This is a genomic window from Amycolatopsis sp. NPDC050768 (assembly GCF_040654155.1).
In the GTDB taxonomy this organism is placed as follows: Bacteria; Actinomycetota; Actinomycetes; order Mycobacteriales; family Pseudonocardiaceae; genus Amycolatopsis.
Window position 1 is genome coordinate 1 of sequence record NZ_JBFAHL010000051.1, and the last position, 1,568, is coordinate 1,568.

The 1,568-nt window shown below is 71.8% G+C and carries 1 protein-coding gene; it reads right to left on the reverse strand.

The genetic code is table 11. The features are described from left to right. Positions 1-152: 152 nt before the first annotated feature. The gene (gene mshC, locus AB0H62_RS51225; protein WP_220240802.1) at positions 153-1,391 is read right to left on the reverse strand and encodes a cysteine--1-D-myo-inosityl 2-amino-2-deoxy-alpha-D-glucopyranoside ligase; all 1,239 of its coding nucleotides are present in this window, start codon (positions 1,389-1,391) and stop codon (positions 153-155) included. Positions 1,392-1,568: the final 177 nt, after the last annotated feature.

Sequence of the window (1,568 nt, forward strand, 5' to 3'; positions counted from 1 at the left end):
CTCATGACCAAGAGGTCCGATGCCGGCGCACCTTCGATGTTGGCCATGGCCCGGGCCGCGGTCGAAGCGGATCCAGGCGATCTCGCACGCCACGCCGGAGGCGGGGCAGACAACACAGCGATCTCGCACGCCTCGGCGGAGCCGAGGCAGAATTACAGCTCGATACCGAGGAGGGCGTCGACCGCGGAGCGGATGAGGCCCGGCGCGGTGGGGTCAGTGCCGTCCCGGCGCAAAGCGGCAGTCGCCCACGCGTCGATGGCGGCGAGGGCGTTCGGGGTGTCGAGGTCGTCGGAGAGGTGGTCGCGCAGTTGCGCGAGGGTCTCCGTCGCGTCGGGACCCGCGGGCAGGGCCACGGCCTCGCGCCAGCGGGCCAGGCGTTCCTGCGCCTCGGTCAGCAGCGCGTCGGTCCACGGCCGGTCCTCACGGTAGTGGCCGGAGAACAGCGCGAGCCGGATGGCCGAGGGGTCCACGCCGTCGGCGCGCAGCCGCGAGACGAACACCAGGTTCCCGCGCGACTTCGACATCTTCTCGCCGTCGAGGCCGATCATCCCGGCGTGCACGTAGTGCCGCGCGAACGGGTGCTCCCCCGCGACGGCTTCGGCGTGCGCGGCGCTGTACTCGTGGTGCGGGAAGATCAGGTCGGAGCCGCCGCCCTGCAGGTCGAAGCCGAGCCCCAGCCGGTTCACCGCGATCGCGCTGCACTCGATGTGCCAGCCCGGGCGCCCGGCGCCGAGCTCCGACTCCCACGACGGCTCCCCCTCGCGCTCCACACGCCACAACAACGCGTCGAGCGGGTGGCGCTTGCCGGCGCGGTCCGGGTCACCGCCGCGTTCGGCGAAGAACTTGCCCATCGTCGGCTCGTCGTAGTTCGACTCGTAGCCGAACCGGCCCGTCGCCGAGTGGTCGAAGTACACGTCCGGGTACTCGGCGTCGTCGGCCCGGTAGGCGCTGCCGTTGGCCACCAGCTTCGCGATGACCTCCACGATCTCCGGGATCGCCTCGACCGCGCCCACGAACTGCCGCGGCGGCAGCACGCGCAGCGCCTCCATGTCCTCGCGAAACAGCGCCGTCTCGCGCATGCCGAGCACGACCCAGTCGTCGGAGTCGCGCTCGGCGCGCTCCAGCAGCGGCTCGTCGATGTCGGTCACGTTCTGGACGTAGTGGACCTCGTGCCCGTTGTCCCGCCAGATGCGGTTGACCAGGTCGAACGCCAGGTAGGTCGCGGCGTGGCCGAGGTGCGTGGCGTCGTAGGGCGTGATGCCGCAGACGTACATCCGGGCGGTGGCTCCCGGAGCCGTCGGGCGGATCTGCCCGGTCGACGTGTCGTGGAGCCGAAGCGGGCGGGGCGTGCCCGGCAACCGGGGCACGTCGACGGAGGACCAAGTCTGCATACCTCGACTGTAAACGGGACGGCCGTCCTGTGTTGTCTGCCCCGGCTCCGCCGGGGCGGCGAGATCGCTCTGTTGTCTGCCCCGGCTCCGCCGGGGCTGCGAGATCGCCTTTGAGCCGGCTTCCGGATGGGGCGGTCGGATCGGCCGGGGGCCGATCGCACCGCCCCATCCGGAAGC

Bases quoted from the DNA above. Each gene is read 5' to 3' on its own strand.
- mshC (WP_220240802.1), bottom strand. From the start codon at position 1,391: ATGCAGACTTGGTCCTCCGTCGACGTGCCCCGGTTGCCGGGCACGCCC.